This window comes from Pseudomonas rhizosphaerae (assembly GCF_000761155.1).
Taxonomy (GTDB): Bacteria; Pseudomonadota; Gammaproteobacteria; order Pseudomonadales; family Pseudomonadaceae; genus Aquipseudomonas; species Aquipseudomonas rhizosphaerae.
Genome location: NZ_CP009533.1, coordinates 3,172,889 through 3,191,016, shown reverse-complemented (window position 1 = coordinate 3,191,016; position 18,128 = coordinate 3,172,889). Strand labels below are relative to the sequence as shown.

Here is an 18,128-nt window from a genome sequence, read left to right as displayed (position 1 = left end):
GTCCCCGAGGTTGCTGCACAATGAACATCACTCGCGCCATGGCCCTGGCTTCCCTGATGGCCGTTGCCACCAGTCCGGCCTTCGCTTTCAACCTGAACGACGCGGTCAACGCCGCCACCACCCTGCAAAACGGCAAGCAAGGCAACAATGCCGCCGTGGCTGCAGCACCGGAGGCCGCAGGCTTGCTCAACACCCTGGGTTCGACCCTGAACATCACCCCGACCCAAGCGATCGGCGGCACCGGGGCCATGCTTGGTCTGGCCAAGAATCAACTCAGCACTGCCGACTACACGCAGCTGAGCAAATCCGTACCCGGCATCGACAAGCTCTCGGGCAACAATGCCCTGGGTGGCTTGGGCGGTCTGAGCGGCCTGCTCGGCAAGTCCGACCAGAAGAACATCAGCGCCCTGAACAACGCCCTGGGCGATGTGAAAACCACCAGCGACATGAACAGCGCCTTCAGCGCCCTGGGCATGAACAGCAGCATGGTCAGCCAGTTCACCCCGGTGATCCTCCAGTACCTGGGTCAGCAGGGCGTTGGCGGTCCGCTGTTGCAGAGCCTGAGCAGCATCTGGGGTGCCACCGGCAAGTGATCAGCGATTGATCTCGGCCCGCAAGGTGCCGATCAACTGGTCCTTCTCGGTCCAGAGCTGGTTGACCCAGTTCTGGACCTTGAGCCGAAACGCCGCATCGTTTTCATAATCGCCATCGATCAGCCCCGGATCGATGCTGTGCGACCTGATATCCACGATCACCTTTCGCACATCCCCGCACAGCAGGTTCCAGAAACCTGGAATGCGTTCGCCCGGATACACCACCGTCACATCCAGCAAGCGCTCCAGTTGCGGCCCCATGGCGGCCAGCACGAACGCCACCCCGCCCGCCTTGGGCTTGAGCAGATGGCGAAAGGGCGAAGCCTGCTGCTCGCGTTTGGCCTGGGTAAAGCGAGTGCCTTCCAGGTAATTGACGATGGTCACCGGTTGGCGCTTGTACAGCTCGCAAGCAACCTTGGTGATTTCCAGGTCCTGGCCCTTGAGATGGGGATGCTTCTCCAGGAACGCCTTGCTGTAGCGCTTCATGAACGGGTAGTCCAACGCCCACCAGGCCAGTCCCAGAAACGGCACCCAGATCAGCTCCTTCTTCAGGAAGAACTTGAAGAACGGTGCCCGACCATTGAGTGCCTGGATCAGCGCGGCGATGTCGATCCACGACTGGTGATTGCTCACCACCAGATAGGAGGTGCCCTTGCGCAGGTCGCGGGCGCCGCGGATGTCCCACTCGGTGCGGGTGCACAGCCTGAAGATCAGTTTGTCGACCTCCGACCAGGTCTCGGCTACCCACATCACCGCCGCCGAGGCGCGATCGCGATGGCGCCCACGTACTGCCAGTTTGACCAGTGCGAACAACAACAGCGGACCGATGAATACCAATGTGTTGAGCAATAACAGGGCGGTTGCGAAACAGCCGGTGAGAAGGCGGCGCATAGGGCTACTCTGGCGTCATGAAGCAGGCAATGATAAACACAGCCGTGCGCGTAACCAATTCGGCCGGGGTGTTTGGTCAACAAATGTTTCACTTTTATCGGGGTATGCTGCGCGCATTGCTCATTGCCCCAAAGGAATCCCAGGTGAAGAACGTCCTCGCCCTGTTGTCCATTCTGGCCCTGCCCGCGCTGGCGGCGGAGCCGACCCTGTACGGGCGCTACGAATACATCAAACTGCCCGAGATCGGCGGGCAGACCCTCAAGGCCAAGATGGACACCGGCGCACTGACCGCGTCACTGTCGGCCAAGGACATCCAGACCTTCAGCCGGGACGGCGACGACTGGGTCCGTTTCCGTCTGGCCACCAAGGATGCCGACAGCAAGGTCTATGAACACAAGGTCTCGCGCGTCAGCAAGATCAAGAGCCGCGCCGACGAAGCCGATGACGAAGGCGAAACCACGGATGTGGCCAAGCGCCCGGTGGTCGAACTGGAACTCTGCCTGGGCGACGTCAAGCGCACCATCGAGGTCAACCTGGTGGACCGCAGCAGCTTCAACTACCCCCTGCTGATCGGCGCCAAAGGCCTGCGCGAGTTCAAGGCTGCGATAAACCCGGCCAAACGCTACGTGGCAGACAAGCCTGACTGCTGATTCTGCTCTGGCAGGCGGTACTGTTCACATTACGCATCGAATTTGCAGTGATCGTGATCACAGGGCTTACAAGCCAAGCGGAGATCTCTCATATCTCATTCTCAAACGCTGGTATATATTGTGATGTATACCAGTGTCAGGAGATGGACATGTCACAGACAGCAAAAGTCTTCGTAAACGGCCGAAGCCAGGCCGTGAGATTGCCTGCCGCTTTCCGATTCGACACCGATGAAGTCTTCATACGGCGTGATCCCGAGACCGGCGATGTGATCTTGTCCAGAAAGCCGGACTCATGGAATGAGTTTCTGGCACTCGTCGCGCAAGGCGGCGTTCCAGACAATTTCCTCGACGCCGCCGATCGCGCGCAGATGGCTCGCGGAAACCGCGATCCACTCGACGGTATTCCCGAATGAAGCAATTGATGCTGGACACCAATACCGTGAGCCACCTGCTCAAGGGGCATCCGGGTGTCATCAAGAACCTAAGCGCTGTGCCGATGACATCGGTGTGCATCTCCTCCATCACCGAGGCAGAATTGCTTTATGGCTTGGCCAAGCGGCCATCTGCGCAGCGGTTGGCAGGGATTGTCACCGCGTTCCTGAAAACCATCGATATTCTTCCTTGGGGCAGCCAGGCGGCCCAGGCCTATGGTTCGAGCCGGGCCACGGGCGAGAGTCGTGGGCACTGTCTGGGCGCGTTGGACGGCCTTATCGCCGCCCATAGCCTTTCCCTCGGGATGACGCTGGTCACCAGCGACAAGGCGTTTCGCTTGGTCGAGGGGCTTGAAATACAGGACTGGTGCGAGGTCGCGTGAGCCCCTCACTCCTGTCAAATCTTGGGCACAGTCAACCGCCGTCAGCGCGAAGCCCTTCGAGCAGACCTGCCTCCTTTTGCAACAGATCCCATGGTCCGTCGGCCACGATTTTGCCCTGCTGAACAATCAGAACCCTGTCAAAACGCGCCAACGCTTCGATATCGTGAGTGACGCAGATCAACCCTTTGCCCTTGAATGCATGCATCAGGGTGTCCCACGTTGCAATGGCCAGCTCGTGGTCGAGTGAAGCGGTTGGCTCGTCGAAGAGATTGAAGCATCCAGGTCTGTTGAGCAGACGAAGCAGGCTGAGTCGCTTGGCCTGTCCGCCGGAGAGGTTGGATGCGCTGTCGTTGAGATTCAGTTGGCTCAGGAGTGCGTCCAATGACAGCTGCCGAGCCAGCTCCAGCAGTTCAGGTCCAGCGGCATGACCATACAGCACGCCCGATTTCAGATCGCCCGGCAGGAAGACTGGACTCTGCGGGCAATAGCGCAGCGCGCGCAGTTGTGAGGCGCCACAGATTCGTTGAACGCAGATACCATTGATATAGAGATATTCTCGATAGGCATCGTCCATACCCGCCAGCAACTCGAGCAATGTTGATTTGCCCGCGCCACTGGGTCCCGTGATGGCCACGCTCTCGCAGGACTCGAATCGCAACGAGGTATCCAGCGTCAGATTTCGGCCCGACACCTCGCACGCTGCCAGCTCCAAAGTGGAGATCGGTGATGCCGGAAGCTCCAGGGATCGGTTCGGTCCATCGAATCGCGGAAGATTGAGGGTTTGCTGCAGTCTGACTTTGTCAGCCATGAACTGATGGGCCGAACGATAGGCTTCCGCAATGCCCGATATGTTGGTTAGAAACCCACCTGCAATCGAGCACAGGGCAACCAACTCGCCGATGGTCAACGTCGGGTTTGTCATCCCCTGGTTCCGAACGCCCCACACCAGAAGTCCACACGTGGAGAGCCCGATGAAGAGCATTTTCACGGACCCCAGCGCCGCGGCGGAAATGGCGACGGTGGTGGCGCAACGCGCGTAGCGCTCGAATGCCATGTTCAGCGGTGATAGCGTTTGTTCCGCTGCGCCTTCCAGCTTGATTGAACGCGCTGCGTGCAATGTGCTGAACAGACGTTCAGAGACCTCGTCTTCGCTGTCGTTGACATCATTGATATGCCGCGTGCGCCGCTGAATGATCTTGTGGCACACAAATAGATAGATGCACGAAGCCATCAACAGCAGTGCAAAGAGTTGGGCCCCGCCAAAGTGCATGAAAAGTGCGCTGACAACGAGGATCTCGATGATCAACGGAAGCCCCGCGGTGATGAAGAAATTCAGTATCTGCTCATGAGCGGTAATACCCCGATCCGTCGCTTTGATCAAATGGCCAATTCGCAAATTTTTGAAGATGTAGAACTCTTTCTTGAAGATCTCTGATATCCAGCTGATGGATCGATCCTTGACCGTCTGCTGTACCAGTCGCGTAAGAAAATACGTCTGGATGGGAGCAACCGCTGCTGTCACCAGTATGATCAACGCATAACCACCGAGAAGATACGGAATCGTCAGGTGTTCAGCGCCTTTGTCGAGTGACAGATTGTCAATGATGGAGCCGAGCAAGAGTGGAGGGGCGAACAGTGAAAGCTTGAGGACGAATACCGTGATCAAGGTGGCCCCGAATAGCGCTGGCCTTTCCTTTATTGCCCGTGCCAGGAAATGCCTCATCTATATAGGGCCTTATTTAAGGGGGGCGCGCAGCCTTTATCGAATTTCTTGAGAGATAGCATTGGTTCACGTTCTATACAACGCTTGCACGCAGCCCTGCTACTTAAAAAGCTGTGGGATGTTTTACCGGGGGGCGGCGGAAAAAATCACCGTAAAGTAGGAAACAATCTTCAACTATCTGATTTGGAGCGGTTCGTTGTGTAGGACTTTGACGCGTCAGAGGGTTAAATAATAAAGTTGAACAAAACATGACGTCAAAGCCGTTGCGCATAGTCCATCGCATCCAAGCCCGACAACGTTCGAGCACCGCAATGACGTCCTGGGGATGGCCATCATGTCCGCTTACACTTTCGCGCCAGTCAAAAAGCCTGAGTCTGCTGGCGACGCCGCCACTGGCTCACTTTCTCGACCAAGGCACAGGGGCTGTCCAGGCCTTGGCGGCGAGCACGGCTGAACAGCAGCATGGCCAACTCCGCTGTAACCAACGCATCGGCGCTGGCATGATGCCGTTCGCCGACCTGCAGGCCGAAATGCGCGGTCCAGTCGTCGAGTCCGGCTTCGCGCAGAGCTGCATCCGGACACAGCATGGGCGCCAACGCAGCGACATCGATGAAGGGATGTTGCAGCGTATAGCCCAGGCTGGCCTTGAGTGCGCGTGTCAGCATGTGTTCGTCGAACGGCGCATGGAACGCCAGCAGTGGGCTGTCACCGACGAAGGTCATGAAATCCAGCAGGGCGTGGGCGGGCGCCTGGCCGGCCGCGATCGCTTCCGGGCCTAGGCCATGGATCAATACACTGGCGCCCAGCCGCGGTTGTTCGCGCAGCAGCGTGCGTTCGAACTGCTGGGAGAAATCCACCGCGCCGTCTTCGATGACCACTGCGCCGATCGACAGCACCTCGTCCTTGTTCAGGTTCAAACCGCTGGTTTCCAGGTCCAGCACCACCCAGCGCTGCTCGCGCAGGCTGCAGGTTTGCCAGGGCTGGGCTGTGGGCAGTGCTGCCACACGTTGCTGCAAAGTGGCGTCCAGTACGCAGGTGGGCTTGGCCCGTAGCCAATCGAACAGGCTCACAGCTGGTACCTCAGGCTCAGGCTGGCCTGCAGGCGCTGAGCCTGGCGCAGCGATTCGCGCAGGATGCGCCGGTCCAGGTGGTTGAGCTCGGCCGGGTCGATGCGATTGGAGTAGGGCAGGTGTTGTCGGGCTTGGGCCTGATGTTGCTGCATGCGTGTCTGCTGGATGAAATGGTAGGCCTCTTCATAGGCGGCGCCGTCCTGGGCGTCGATGACTTCCTGGGCCACCAGTTGGCGCAGACGCTCCAGGGTATTGCCGGTGTCGATGCCGTTGGCCAGTGCCAGCAGACGTGCGCCGTCGACGAAGGGCGTCAGGCCCTGCACCTTGAGGTCCAGGGTGGGGGCCTTGTCGCTGCCTTGACGGGTCAGCACGAAGTCGCGAAAGCGCCCAACCGGCGGGCGCTGGCGCAAGGCGTTCTGCGCCAGCATGCGCTGGAACAAGCTGTTGTCCGCGACCTGTTCCAGCACGCTGCGGCGCAGTTGTGCACAGGCCGAGTCATCGCCCCATACCGTGCGCAGGTCAAAATAGATGCTCGAGTTGAGCAGGTTTTCCGGGCTCGCCTCGCGGATGAAACCGGCAAAGCGCCGCGCCCATTCCAGGCGCGACAGGCACAGCTCGGGATTGCTCGCCATGACGTTGCCCGTGCACAGGCTGAAGCCGCACTGCGCCAGCGCCAGGTTGATCTGATGCGCCAGAGGCAGCAGCTTGCCGCGGATCTCGGCGGCGTGGGCGGCGTCACGGGCTTCGAAAACGATGCCGTTGTCCTGGTCGGTGTGCAGGGTCTGCTCGCGGCGGCCTTCACTGCCGAAACACAGCCAGCTGAAGGGCACACCCGGATCACCGCGCTCCTGCAGCACCAGTTCGATCACCCGGCAGACGGTGTGATCGTTGAGCAGGGTGATGAGCTGAGTGATCTGCGTCGACGATGCGCCATGAGCCAGCATGCGCTCGACCAGCGCGCTGATTTCTCCGCGCAAGGCGATCAACTGTTCAAGCCGCGAAGCATGGCGAATGGTGCGGGCCAGGTGCACCAGGTCCACCCGCTGCAATGAAAACAGGTCGCGCTCGGACACCACGCCGCACAGGCGCTGATCCTTCACCAGGCACACGTGGGCAATGTGCCGTTCGGTCATGGCCACGGCGGCATCGAAGGCACTGGCTTCCGGGCTGAGGTGGAAGGGCCGGGGAATCATGTAGCGCTCGATGCCCGCGCCGAAGTCGGTGGCCGCGTCGGCCACAGCCTGACGCAGGTCGCGCAGGGTAAAGATGCCCTGGGGGGCCTTGAGGTCATCGACGATGACGATGCTGCCGACCTGCTGCTCGTGCATCAGCCGCACGGCATCGCGCAGCGGCAAGGAGGCCTCGCAGGTCACCGGATGACGCATGGCGAGATCACCCAGGCGGGTGTTCAGCGAATACTGCGTGCCCAAGGTCTCCACGGCCTGGCGTTGCACTTGCTGGTTGACCAGATCGAGCAGGCTGCTCACCCCGCGCAGGGCGAAGTCGCGGAACACCGTGGAGAGCGCGAACAGCTTGATGAAGGCCGGCTTGTTCAACTGCAGGCAGAAGGTGTCTTCGGCGGCCAGGTGCTCGGTGCGGGTGGCGCGCTCGCCGAGCAGGGCGGCGAGCGGAAAGCACTCGCCAGCCGTGATCTCGAACGTGGTCTCGGTGCCGCGGCGCGCACTGTGTGGCCGTTCGCCCACCACCTGACCCTGCTTGACGATATAGAAATGCTCGACAGCGCCATCGGCCGGTTTGATGATGCTTTCACCGCTGGCATAGAAGCGCAATTGGCACTGCTCGACCAGATAGGCCAGATGGGCGTTCTCCATCTGGTTGAAGGGCGGGAAGCGTTGCAGGAACTGCACGGTGCCGTGAATGTTCTGCAGCACCGCAGTCTTGCCCGCCTGGGTGAAGGCGTCGGTTTTGCTCATGGCCATTACCGCCCGATGGGTCGAATCGGAAATTGTTGTTATTAAGAATTTGGCTTTATCGTCCGGCCATGGTCGACTGCATGAGCGAACGTGCCCATTGGACGTAAGTCTAAAAGGCGGGACGACGTGCAACAGGCCGATGGATAGGTTGTGGATGACGGGAAGCGTATGTCCGATCACGAATTATTGTTGAGTGATGCCGAGCGTGAAGCGCTCAGCGAATTGGCCCAGGTGCCAGATACACCGCCGCAATTGGCGCTGGTGGTCGATGACGACAGCGACACCCGCGAGGTGCTCGCGCAGATCCTGGAGCTGCACGGCATTTCCTGTGTGCAGGCCGACAGCGCGATGGGCGCCATGCTGCAACTGCGTGCCAATCGGCGCATCGGTCTGTTGATCACCGACCTGCGCATGGGACCCGAGTCGGGCCTGGACCTTATCCGCGAGATACGCGATTCGGAGCGCGCGGCGCTGCCGATCATCATTATTTCAGGCGATGCCAGCGTCAAGGATGCAATCGCCGCGATGCACTTCAGCGTGGTCGATTTTCTGCTCAAGCCGATCGACACGAGCACGTTGGTAAAACTGGCTCGCGAAGAGCTGGGTCTGGGCTGAAACGGTCGCACATGTTATCCAAGGATATCTTGAGCCTGCCTGTGGATAACCTGTGGCGATAGCCCTGCAGCCCGTGCTGTCTAAGGCGTTGCAGGTTTTGATCAAAAAACACTCAGCTTTGGCGAGGTTGTGCACAATCCGGGTGGACCTGCCTGTGGATAACCTCGGTGTAACTTGCTGCACGCCACAGCCGGCGTGACGTGCAGGGAGGTGAGCGTTTTTTGATCAGCCGCGCTGACGGCGGTTCCACCAGATATCCACACTGTAGATAAGCAGTCCTGCCCAGATGAAGATGAACGTGACCAGAGTTGCGGGCGCCAGGTGTTCCCCGAAGACCTGAACGGCCAACAGCAGCACCAGAGTGGGTGCGATGTACTGCAGGAAGCCCAAGGTGGTGTAGGGCAGGTGACGCGCGGCGGCGTTGAAGCACAGCAGCGGCACCAGGGTGATCGGGCCCGCGGCCATCAACCAGAGGGCCTCGCTTGTGGTCCAGAACGCTGGCTGGACGCTGGCGGCATCGCCATGCCAAAGCAGCCAGCCTGCGGCCAGTGGCACCAGGAGCCAGGTTTCGATCACCAGGCCCGGCAGTGCCGCCACCGGCGCACGCTTGCGAATCAGGCCGTAGAAACCGAAGGTCAGGGCCAGCGCCAGAGACACCCATGGCAGACTGCCCACTTGCCAGACCTGCTGCGCCACGCCGATCGCCGCCAGCGCTACCGCGACCCATTGCAGCGGGCGCAGCCGCTCACGCAGGATCAACAGCCCGAGCACGACGTTGAGCAGCGGATTGATGTAGTAGCCCAGGCTGGCCTCGAGCACTCTTCCGTGGGTCACTGCCCAGACATAGACCAGCCAGTTGGCGGCGATCAGGCTGCCGCTGCCGACCAGTATCGCCAGCCGTACAGGGTTGTCGCGCAGTTCGCGAAGCCAGCCGGGGTGTTTCCACACCAGCAGCAGTAACGAGCCGAGCAGCGCCGACCAGAGCACGCGCTGGGCGATGATCTCCACGGCCGGGTAGTGCGAGAGGGTCTTGAAGTACAGGGGGATGAACCCCCAGCAGATGTAGGCGCTCAGGCCCAGGATGTACCCCCGGCGGGGATTGGCGGCTTGCATGGAGCTCCCTGCGTGCATGGTTTCGTTATCGAAGCGGTCGGTAACTTTACACATCGGGCCATGGGACACAAAGCCACGATGTGCACTTAAAACAGTTTCAATGGCTCTTCGTTGAGCGCCGCCAACTGTTCGCGCAACGCCAGCACTTGGTCACCCCAGTACCGCTCGCTGCCGAACCAGGGAAAGCTGCGCGGGAAGGCCGGGTCTTCCCAGCGTCGCGCCAGCCAGGCGCTGTAATGCATCAGGCGCAACGCGCGCAGGGGCTCGATCAGCGCCAGCTCGCGGGGGTTGAAGTCGTGGAATTCGCTGTAGCCGTCCATGAGTTCGGACAGCTGACCAAGGCATTCCTGGCGATCCCCGGCAAGCATCATCCACAGGTCCTGAACCGCCGGACCCATGCGGCAGTCGTCGAGGTCGACGATGTGGAACACCTCGTCCCGGCACATCATGTTGCCGGGGTGGCAGTCGCCGTGCATGCGGATGTTCTGGTGCGGCGTGGCCTTGTACACCTCTTCCACGCGCTTGAGCAGGTCGCGGGCCACCGACTCGTAGGCGGGCAGCAGGCTGCGGGGAACATGGTTGCCCTCGAGCAGGGTCTGCAAAGAATCGTGGCCGAAATTCTGTACGCCCAACGCCTCGCGGTGCTCGAACGGGCGGGTCGCACCCACGGCGTGCAGACGCCCCAGCAACTGGCCCAGGCGATAGAGTTGGTCGAGGTTGCCCGGCTCCGGCGCCCGGCCACCGCGACGAGGAAACAGGGTAAAGCGAAAGCCGGCATGCTCGAACAGGGTTTCGCCTTCATGCACCATGGGTGCGACCACGGGCACTTCGCAATCGGCCAGCTCGGCGGTGAAGGCGTGTTCTTCGAGGATGGCCGCGTTGGTCCAGCGATCGGGACGGTAGAACTTGGCAATCAGCGGTTGGCCATCTTCGATGCCCACCTGGTAGACGCGGTTCTCGTAGCTGTTGAGCGCCAGCACCCGGGCATCGCTGAGAAAGCCGATGCTTTCCACGGCGTCGAGCACCAGGTCTGGGGTCAGTGTTTCAAAAGGGTGGGCCATGCGTACTCCTGCGCGCGGCAGGCTGCCGCGTCCGGCTCGCCATGGTAGCGCAGACGCGGCGGCAGCGGTGGCGCGTTACGCGCCGATCACCCCGCCATCCTCGCGGCTGATGGCAATCACCGAAGAGCGCGGCTTGCCGTTGGGCAAGTGCTCGGGGAAGGTCGAACCACCGTTTTCACCCGGATGCTGGATGCCGATGAACAGGGTGCGCTGATCGGGGGCGAAGCTGACGCCGGTGACTTCGCAGCCGACCGGGCCGACCATGAAGCGACGGATCTCGCCGCTGGCCGGGTCGGCGCAGAGCATCTGATTGTTGCCCATGCCGGCGAAGTCACCCGCATTGCTGGTGTCGCCATCGGTCTGCACCCAGAGCCGGCCAGCATCGTCGAAGGCCAGGCCATCGGGGCTGTTGAACATGTTCTGCGGGTTGATGTTGGACGAACCGCCCTTGGCCTGGCCAGGATGCACACTGGGGTTGCCGGCCACCAGGAACAGGTCCCACTCGAACGACATGGCACCGTGCTCGTCGCCGCTCTCGCGCCAGCGCAGGATCTGGCCGTAGACGTTCTTCTCGCGCGAGTTGGGGCCGCCGACCGGTTGACCGTCGTCGCCGCGCTTGATGTTGTTGGTCAGGGTGCAATAGACCTGGCCATCCTTGGGGCTGACCACGATCCACTCGGGGCGGTCCATACGCGTGGCCTGCATCGCCGTGGCGGCGAGACGTGCGTGAATCAACACTTCGGCCTGACTGGCGAAGCCTTTGCTGGCGTCCAGACCGTTCTTGCCATGGGTCAGCTCCACCCACTGGCCATGTCCCTTGGGACGATCGGGGTTGCCGTCGCCGTTGTCGAAACGGGCGACGTACAGGGTGCCGTGGTCGAGCAGGTCACGGTTGGCCTTGGGGTTGTGGTGGTCGATGCGGTCGCGGCTGATGAACTTGTAGATGAACTCGCCACGCTCGTCATCGCCCATGTACACCACCGCACGTCCATCGCCGGTTTCGGCCAAGGCTGCGTTCTCATGCTTGAAGCGGCCCAGCGCGGTGCGCTTGACCGGCATGGCGGTCGGGTCGAACGGATCCACCTCCACGACCCAGCCATGACGGTTGAGCTCGTTGGGATTGCGCGCCATGTCGAAGCGTGGATCGTGGGGGTGCCAGTTGATTTCCTTGCTCGCCGCGACCACGCCGTAGCGTTTCTGCGCAGGGGTGAACGCCAGCGCGGCGTCGGTGCTGCCGAAGCAGTCGGTGAAGTTTTCTTCGCACGTCAGGTAGGTGCCCCAAGGCGTCTTGCCATTGGCGCAGTTCTGGAACGTGCCATGCACCAGTTGCCCGGTGCTGTCGGCGGCGGTCTTGAGCAGGGCATCGCCTGCAGCCGGCCCACTGACGCGGATCGGCGTGTTGCCGTGGACGCGCCGGTTGTACTGCGAGCCCTGAACGAAGTGCCAGTGGCCGCTTTTGCGCTGGATCTCGATCACCGACAGGCCTTCGCAGGCCAGCGCCTTGCGCACTTCTTCGGCCGACTGCGGGCTGCCGCCGTGGGCGTACAGGTACCGGTAGTTGGTGTATTCGTTGTTGATCGCCATCAACGCGCGGTTGGCGTCGTTGGGGAAGGGGAACAGACTCATGCCGTCGTTGTTGTCACCGAACTGCACCTCCTGGGCCTCGGCGCTGCCATTGCCGCTGGGGTCGAAGGCCGGGCCACCGGCTTGCAGCGGCTGCCCCCAACTGATCAGCACGCTGGCCTGGTAGCCAGGCGGCAGGCTGATGGTGTCGCTGGTGGCGGTCGCAATGCTGGTGAAACCCAGCAGCGCGCCGTTGCCGGCGCTGACCGCGCTGGCCATGGCCGTGCGGGTCAGCAGGTTGCCGCCCAGGAACATCGCCGCACCGCACAAGGCGCCGGCGCCGATGAAGCGGCGACGGCTCAGGCCGGTGATCTTTTCCAGGTCGGTGGCTTGGTGTTCTTCTAATAGGCTCATGGTGATCTCCCTTCAGGTCAGCGAGTACCTTAAGGAGGGATTATGACGAACAGGTTGCAGACCGTGGCTTTATACTCGAACAGGCTTTTCACTGCGCCACTTGGCCGACATCTAGCGCCTTGGGCAGCAGCTTGTTCTGGTAGAACAGGTCGGCGGTCGCCTGCTGGGTCTGAATCACGGCGTTATCCACAGGCCGCACGGGGGAGGGTGGTCGGTTGTCCACATAACGCTCGACCACCGCCTCCGGCAGCCCCATGGACTGAGCCAACAGCGCGATGCTCTGTGCATGCTCGATGCGGGTCAGCGCCTCTGCACTGCTGAGCTGCTCGAGCAGGCTGTCGATAAATTCGCCGTTGGCCTGGGAATAGGCACGCCGCGCGGTGTAGATCGGCCCGCCCAGACCCAGGCCGCCGCCATCGGCCAACAGCCGCGCATGGCCCTGGCTCAGGGCCAGTGACGAGTAGGGCTCCCAGATCGCCCAGGCGTCGACGCTGCCCTGTTCGAAGGCGGCACGGGCATCGGCCGGGCTCAGGTACACCGGCTGGATATCCCGATAGCTCAGGCCAGCCTTGTTCAGCGCCCGCAGGATCAGGTTGTGCGAACTGGAGCCTTTCTGAAAGGCGACCTTCTTGCCTTTGAGGTCGGCGACCTGAGCGAGCGTACTGGTGTCCTTGACCAGCAAGGTCTCGGCCTGGGGTTTGGCCGGTTCGGCGCCGATGTACACCAGGTCCGCGCCCGCGGCTTGTGCAAAAAGCGGCGGGATATCACCCGTGGCCGCCACATCGAGACTGCCGATGTTCAAGGCTTCGAGCATCTGCGGGCCAGCAGGAAATTCGATCCACTGGACCTGGGTCTGCCCGAAGCGTTTTTCCAGCAGGCCATGCTGCTTGGCCAGGACCAGGGCAATCGAGCCCTTCTGATAGCCGATGCGCAGCGCCGCCGGATCGGCCAGAGCGGCGCCGGCCAGGCCCAGCAAGGCCAGCACGGCGCTCACGCGAGCGAGTGTCTTCATGTGATCGATCCCTTATTGCGCAGTCGAGGGTTTTTCCCAGAGGTTGATGCCGCCTTCCACCGCATGGCGGTCGATCTCGGCCAGTTCGTCGGCGCTGAAGCTGAGGTTGTCCAATGCGCCGACGTTTTCGATGATCTGCTCGGGACGGCTGGCGCCGATCAGGGCGCTGGTCACGCGGCTGTCGCGCAGGGTCCAGGCCAAGGCCAATTGCGCCAGGCTCTGGCCGCGGCGACGGGCGATTTCGTTGAGCGCGCGAACGTGGGTCAGGTTGGCCTCGCTCAAATGCCCAGGCAGCAACGAGCCGCCGCCTGGACGGTTGACCCGCGCATCGGCCGGCACGCCTTGCAGGTACTTGTCGGTGAGCAGCCCTTGCGCCAGCGGCGTGAAGGCGATGACGCCGGCGCCCAGTTCGTCGGTGACCTGCAGCAGGTCGTTCTCCACCCAGCGGTTGAGCAGGTTGTAGGCGGGCTGGTGGATCAGCAGCGGCACCTTCCACTCCTTGAGCAGGGCGGCGATCTCACGGGTCTTGACCCCGGAGTACGAGGAAATACCGATGTACAGCGCCTTGCCCTGTTGCACCGCCGTGGCCAGGGCGCTGGCAGTTTCTTCCAGCGGCGTGTCGGGGTCGAAGCGGTGCGAGTAGAAGATATCCACATAGTCCAGGCCCAGCCGTTGCAGGCTCTGGTCCAGGCTGGCCAGGATGTACTTGCGCGAGCCGCCGCCCTGGCCGTACGGGCCGGGCCACATGTCCCAACCGGCCTTGCTGGAGATGATCAGCTCGTCACGGTAGTGCTTGAAGTCCTCGCGTAGCAGACGCCCGAAATTGATCTCGGCGCTGCCATAGGGCGGGCCATAGTTGTTGGCCAGGTCGAAATGGTTGATGCCCAGATCGAAGGCGGTGCGCAACAGGCTGCGCTGGGTGTCGATCGGGGTGCTGTCGCCAAAGTTGTGCCACAAGCCCAGGGACAGTGCTGGCAACACCAGGCCACTGCGGCCGACACGGCGGTAGGGCAGGCGCTGGTAGCGATTTTCGGCAGCGATGTAGGTCATGGAAAGCCTCGCTTCAGGGTGTTTCGAAGAACGCCATTCTCAGCGCTCGTCGATCTCGGGCAGGCCCAGATGCTCGCGCAACGTGGTGCCTGTGTAGTGGGTGCGGAACAGGCCGCGACGTTGCAGTTCAGGCACCACCTGGCGCGCGAAATCCTCGAGCCCGCCGGGCAGGTGCGGCACCAACACGTTGAAACCATCGGCGGCGCCGTTCTGGAACCATAGCTGCAATTGGTCGGCGATCTGCGCCGGGGTGCCGATCAGGCTGAAATGCCCGCGCCCACCGGCGATGCGCCGGCCCAGTTGCGCCAGGTTGAGCTGCTCGCGCTCGGCCAGTTTGCTGAGCAGTTGCTGACGGCTGCGCTGGCCGCTGTCGGTCAGGGGCAGCTCGGGCAGCGGTCCGTCCAGCGGGTAGCCGGACAAGTCGAAGTTGCCCAGCATGCGGCCCAGCAACGCCACCCCGACCTCGGGCTGGACCAGGTCCTGGAATGCTTCGAACTTGGCCTGCGCCAGTGCTTGGGTTTCGCCGACCACGACGAATACCCCAGGCATGATCTTCAATTCATCGGCGCTGCGGCCGAACGTGGCCGCGCGGTTTTTGAGGTCGGCGTAGAACGCTTGCGCGGCGGCCAATGAAGGCTGCGCGGTGAAGATCACATCGGCAGTCCGCGCTGCCAGCTCGCGACCCGCTTCGGACGAACCGGCCTGCACCACCACCGGTCGCCCCTGCGGTGAGCGGGCGACGTTGAGAGGGCCCTTGACCTTGAAGTGCTCGCCCACATGGTTCAGCTCGCGGCGCCCGGCCGGGTCGTAGTATTGGCCGCTGGCCTTGTCGCGCACGAAGGCATCGGCGCTCCAGCTGTCCCAGAGCCCCGTGACCACCTGATGAAACTCCCGCGCCCGGCTGTAGCGCTCGGCGTGGCCGATGTGTTCGTCTCGGCCGAAGTTGCCGGCCTCGGCCGCGGCGTCCGAGGTCACCAGGTTCCAGCCGGCGCGGCCACCGGACAGATGATCCAGCGAGGCGAACTTGCGCGCCAGGTGATAGGGCTCGTTGTAGCTGGTGGTGACCGTGCTGATCAGGCCGATGCGTTCGGTGACCACGCTCAGGGCCGAGAGCAGGGTCAACGGCTCGAAATGGTCGGAGCGGGCCATCTGACTGGCGCTGTCACCAGTGGCAGCCGCTACGCTGTCGGCCAGGAACAGGGTGTCGAAGCAGGCCGCTTCGGCTACCTGCGCCAGGTGCCGGTAATGCTGGAAATCGAGCCCGGCATCGGCCGGCACCTGGGGGTGGCGCCAGGCAGCCACGTGGTGCCCGGTGGCCATCAGAAAGGCGCCTAGTTTCATCTGTCTGGCGCTCATGTCAGAAATCCTTGCGCAGTTGCACGCCGAAGTAGCGCTCGTCATCACGAGGCACGGCGCGGTAGATATAGCCGCTGCCACTGGCCAGCATCGGCGAGTAGGACTTGTCGGCCAGGTTCTTGCCCAGCAGCGCGACACGCCAGCCATTGGTGTAGTCGGCCAAGGCGATGCTGGCATTCCAGATGCCATAGGCACCTTGCGTGGTGTCCGGGTTCTGGCTGATGTCGTACTGCACCTCGCTCTGCCAGCTGTAATCGGTCCCCAGCTCCACATCCAGGCCATTGGCCAATGGAATGCTGTAGTCGGCGCGCACGTAGCTCTTCCAGTCGGGGCTGTAGGGCAGGGTCTTGCCGTCGACGTTGCAGGAAGCCGCCGCGCCGGCCGGGCAACTGAACTGATCGATGCGCGCACGGGTGTAGGCCAGTGCGCCGGACAGCTTGAGGTTCTGCGTGGCCTGCAGGGCGTAGTCCAGCTCGACGCCTTCGGTGCTGACGCTGCCGGCGTTGATCAGACGGGTCACCACCTGGTTGGCCACGGTGTCGAAGAAGTTCGCCTGGTAGTTGTCGTACTCGCTGTGAAAGACCGCCAGGTTGGTGGTCAGGCGATTGTCCCAGGCACTGGCCTTGATCCCCGCTTCCCAGGTGTTGGAGGTTTCCGGTTTGAGCGCGTCGGTGTCGCGCGGCTGCATGTTGAAGAACACGTTGTAGGCGGGGCCTTTGTACCCGCGTGAATAGGTGACATAAGCCATGACGTCGTCACTGAGGTCGTACTGCACACCCAGTCGTCCGGACCAGCCATCCTCATCCACCGAGCCTGAGCTGCGGGTGCCCGGCTGGATGCCGCTGACGGTGGTGGCCGAGGTCGACACGCGACGGTGATCGTATTCCAGGTCGTCGTGGGTCCAGCGCAGGCCAGCGATGCCGCGCAGCCGTGAAGTGAAGTTGAGGGTGGTCTCACCGAACGCCGAGTAGCTGTCGCTGGTGGTGGTGTAGTCGGCCACGCCGCGCTGGCTGCCGGTCGGTGTCACCAAGGTGCGGCGGTAGGTTTCGTCGTCCTTGCCGTGCATGTAGAACAGCCCGCCGACGTACTCCACGAACTCTCCCTTGGGCGAGGCCAGGCGCACTTCCTGGGAGTACTGGTCGTAGCTCAGGTCGCCTTTGTCTTCCGTGCCGGGGAAGGCGCTAGTGATGGTCGCCAGGCGGTCGCCGTCCTGCCATTGGGTGTTGTTCCAGCCGCGCCAGGCGGTGATCGAGGTCAGGGTGTAGTCGCCCAGGTTCCAGTCCAACTGGGCCGACAGACCCTTGTTGATGTCCTCGACATGGCTGCGGTAGTCGCTGGCGATATCACGGCTGTGGCCGCTGGCCGAGACTGGCGCCAGGGCGCCCGCGAACGCGGGAGTCAGTGCCTTGCTGACGACGCCATTGGGCGCGTCGTCGTGGCTCTGCATGTAGTCAGCGGCCAAGGTCAGGGTCAGGTCGTCACTGGGGGTGAACTCGAGCTTCCCACGTACGCCCTTGCGGTTGTAGCCGTTGACTTCGTGGCCATTGGCGCGGTTGTCGACGTTGCCGTCGTAGCTGCCGAACAGCGTGGTCAGCGAGCCCTTGAGGGTGTCGGGGATCAGGCTGCCACCGATGCCGAAGCGGGTGCGGCTTTCGTTGCCGCTGTAGTACGACTGGTCGATGTAACCGTGGGGCTCTTCGGTGGGCGCCTTGGTCACGATGTTCAGCACGCCGGCCGAGGCGTTCTTGCCGAACAGCGTGCCTTGGGGGCCGCGCAGCACTTCGATGCGTTCCAGATCCAACAGGTCCAGGGTGGCCTGGCCAGGGCGCCCGTACACCACGCCATCGATGACCGTGGCCACGGTGGGCTCCACGCCGGGGGAGGTGGAAATGGTACCCACCCCACGGATGAACAGCGAGGTGTCCTTGTTCGAGGCGCCGGTGCGGAAATTCAGGCTGGGCACCTGTTGCACGATGCTCGCAACGCCGTTGCGGTTGTCCCGTTCCAGTTGTTCGCCGTCGACCACCGACACCGCCACGGGCACTTTCTGCAGCGACTCGGCGCGCCGCGTGGCCGTGACCGTGACGGCCTGCAGGCTGACCGACTCTTCATCGCCTTGGGCGGCAAAGGCGGGCGTCGCGCCCAAGGCGATGGCCGCAGCGACGGCCTGGGACAATACGGAAGTCTTGATCGCGAAAGATTGACGCTGTGGCATGGCGGTTCGCTCGAACAGGGGCTGGACATTGTTTTGATAGGCGCAGCATTCGCT

The 18,128-nt window shown here is 62.5% G+C and carries 16 protein-coding genes; 5 read left to right on the top strand and 11 right to left on the bottom strand.

What is annotated here, in order from left to right; genetic code table 11:
• Positions 1-20 precede the first annotated feature (20 nt).
• Positions 21-593, top strand: a complete 573-nt coding sequence (locus tag LT40_RS14140; RefSeq protein WP_043191306.1) for a DUF2780 domain-containing protein — start codon at positions 21-23, stop codon at positions 591-593.
• Here LT40_RS14140 and LT40_RS14135 read toward each other — a convergent pair whose 3' ends face one another.
• Positions 594-1,484 carry an acyltransferase gene (locus LT40_RS14135; RefSeq protein WP_043191305.1) on the bottom strand — a complete coding sequence of 297 codons (891 nt, stop codon included), beginning with the start codon at positions 1,482-1,484 and terminating at the stop codon, positions 594-596. It lies immediately after the preceding gene.
• Positions 1,485-1,627: 143 nt separating this feature from the next.
• Here LT40_RS14135 and rloA2 point away from each other — a divergent pair, with 143 nt between their 5' ends.
• The 3 genes from rloA2 to LT40_RS14120 all read left to right on the top strand — a co-directional run bounded on the left by rloA2 (position 1,628) and on the right by LT40_RS14120 (position 2,948).
• Positions 1,628-2,134 (top strand): retropepsin-like aspartic peptidase RloA2, encoded by a 507-nt coding sequence (rloA2, locus tag LT40_RS14130; protein WP_043193694.1) that lies wholly within the window; start codon positions 1,628-1,630, stop codon positions 2,132-2,134.
• Positions 2,135-2,283: 149 nt separating this feature from the next.
• The gene (locus tag LT40_RS14125) at positions 2,284-2,547 is read left to right on the top strand and encodes an antitoxin (protein WP_043191304.1); all 264 of its coding nucleotides are present in this window, start codon (positions 2,284-2,286) and stop codon (positions 2,545-2,547) included.
• The gene (locus LT40_RS14120) at positions 2,544-2,948 is read left to right on the top strand and encodes a type II toxin-antitoxin system VapC family toxin (protein ID WP_043191296.1); all 405 of its coding nucleotides are present in this window, start codon (positions 2,544-2,546) and stop codon (positions 2,946-2,948) included. Before LT40_RS14125 ends, LT40_RS14120 begins: the two co-directional genes overlap by 4 nt.
• 31 nt (positions 2,949-2,979) lie before the next feature.
• On the opposite strand, the gene LT40_RS14115 is transcribed toward LT40_RS14120, so the two are convergent.
• The 3 genes from LT40_RS14115 to LT40_RS14105 all read right to left on the bottom strand — a co-directional run bounded on the left by LT40_RS14115 (position 2,980) and on the right by LT40_RS14105 (position 7,681).
• Positions 2,980-4,671, bottom strand: a complete 1,692-nt coding sequence (locus LT40_RS14115) for an ATP-binding cassette domain-containing protein (RefSeq protein WP_043191293.1) — start codon at positions 4,669-4,671, stop codon at positions 2,980-2,982.
• 359 nt (positions 4,672-5,030) lie between these two features.
• Complete coding sequence (locus LT40_RS14110; protein ID WP_043191290.1) at positions 5,031-5,741, bottom strand: 3'-5' exonuclease; 711 nt, start codon at positions 5,739-5,741, stop codon at positions 5,031-5,033.
• Positions 5,738-7,681 carry a putative nucleotidyltransferase substrate binding domain-containing protein gene (locus tag LT40_RS14105; RefSeq protein ID WP_043191287.1) on the bottom strand — a complete coding sequence of 648 codons (1,944 nt, stop codon included), beginning with the start codon at positions 7,679-7,681 and terminating at the stop codon, positions 5,738-5,740. The genes LT40_RS14110 and LT40_RS14105 overlap by 4 nt, the downstream gene beginning before the upstream one ends.
• A gap of 162 nt (positions 7,682-7,843) precedes the next feature.
• Between LT40_RS14105 and LT40_RS14100 the strand changes: the two genes are divergently transcribed.
• Positions 7,844-8,290, top strand: coding sequence for a response regulator (locus LT40_RS14100; protein WP_043191285.1), 447 nt, complete (start codon positions 7,844-7,846; stop codon positions 8,288-8,290).
• Positions 8,291-8,515: 225 nt separating this feature from the next.
• Here LT40_RS14100 and rarD read toward each other — a convergent pair whose 3' ends face one another.
• From rarD to LT40_RS14065, 7 genes are all read right to left on the bottom strand, one after another.
• A complete protein-coding gene (gene rarD, locus LT40_RS14095; RefSeq protein ID WP_043191282.1) occupies positions 8,516-9,403 on the bottom strand; it encodes an EamA family transporter RarD in 888 nt (295 codons plus the stop codon).
• Positions 9,404-9,489: 86 nt separating this feature from the next.
• A complete protein-coding gene (locus LT40_RS14090) occupies positions 9,490-10,464 on the bottom strand; it encodes a serine/threonine protein kinase (protein ID WP_043191280.1) in 975 nt (324 codons plus the stop codon).
• Positions 10,465-10,539: 75 nt separating this feature from the next.
• On the bottom strand, positions 10,540-12,441 hold the full coding sequence (locus LT40_RS14085) for a PhoX family protein (protein WP_043191269.1): 1,902 nt from the start codon (positions 12,439-12,441) through the stop codon (positions 10,540-10,542).
• A gap of 88 nt (positions 12,442-12,529) precedes the next feature.
• Entirely contained in the window at positions 12,530-13,453 is a 924-nt protein-coding gene (locus tag LT40_RS14080) for an aliphatic sulfonate ABC transporter substrate-binding protein (protein ID WP_043191259.1), read from the bottom strand.
• Positions 13,454-13,465: 12 nt separating this feature from the next.
• Positions 13,466-14,503 (bottom strand): L-glyceraldehyde 3-phosphate reductase, encoded by a 1,038-nt coding sequence (gene mgrA / locus LT40_RS14075; protein WP_043191257.1) that lies wholly within the window; start codon positions 14,501-14,503, stop codon positions 13,466-13,468.
• A gap of 39 nt (positions 14,504-14,542) precedes the next feature.
• Positions 14,543-15,859, bottom strand: coding sequence for an LLM class flavin-dependent oxidoreductase (locus LT40_RS14070; protein WP_043191254.1), 1,317 nt, complete (start codon positions 15,857-15,859; stop codon positions 14,543-14,545).
• A gap of 1 nt (position 15,860) precedes the next feature.
• On the bottom strand, positions 15,861-18,074 hold the full coding sequence (locus LT40_RS14065) for a TonB-dependent receptor (RefSeq protein ID WP_052393435.1): 2,214 nt from the start codon (positions 18,072-18,074) through the stop codon (positions 15,861-15,863).
• Between the last annotated feature and the right edge of the window lie 54 nt (positions 18,075-18,128).